This window comes from Bacillus sp. AFS015802 (assembly GCF_002561455.1).
GTDB lineage: Bacteria > Bacillota > Bacilli > Bacillales > Bacillaceae_B > Rossellomorea.
In genome coordinates this window covers 1-398 of sequence record NZ_NTUP01000062.1, presented here as the reverse complement: position 1 = coordinate 398, position 398 = coordinate 1, and the positions used below count along the sequence as shown (strand labels likewise).

Genomic DNA, 398 nt, shown 5'->3' with positions numbered 1-398 from the left:
TGCTCCACCCCGCGACGATAATATTTTTTAAAGAGAAAATGGAGGAGGAAGGGGGATTCGAACCCCCGCGGGCTGTTACACCCCTGTCGGTTTTCAAGACCGATCCCTTCAGCCGGACTTGGGTATTCCTCCGTAATAAAAATGGTACTTGGTGGACCTTGTAGGACTCGAACCTACGACCGGACGGTTATGAGCCGTCTGCTCTAACCAACTGAGCTAAAGGTCCCTATTGGTAGCGGCGGAGGGGATCGAACCCCCGACCTCACGGGTATGAACCGTACGCTCTAGCCAGCTGAGCTACACCGCCAAGAAACATTTGATGCTATTGAATTTGACTTTCGCAAAATCAATGGACTTTCCTTACTTTCGTAAAAAAAGTTGGTGGAGCCTAGCGGGAT

General features: G+C 50.5%; 3 tRNA genes. All 3 read right to left on the bottom strand.

Annotated elements, in window-relative coordinates:
• Nucleotides 1–39: 39 nt before the first annotated feature.
• The 3 genes from CN378_RS16250 to CN378_RS16240 all read right to left on the bottom strand — a co-directional run bounded on the left by CN378_RS16250 (nucleotide 40) and on the right by CN378_RS16240 (nucleotide 307).
• Nucleotides 40–132: transfer RNA gene (locus tag CN378_RS16250), tRNA-Ser, on the bottom strand.
• A gap of 17 nt (nucleotides 133–149) precedes the next feature.
• Nucleotides 150–226: transfer RNA gene (locus tag CN378_RS16245), tRNA-Ile, on the bottom strand.
• Nucleotides 227–230: 4 nt separating this feature from the next.
• A tRNA-Met gene (locus tag CN378_RS16240) sits at nucleotides 231–307 on the bottom strand.
• Between the last annotated feature and the right edge of the window lie 91 nt (nucleotides 308–398).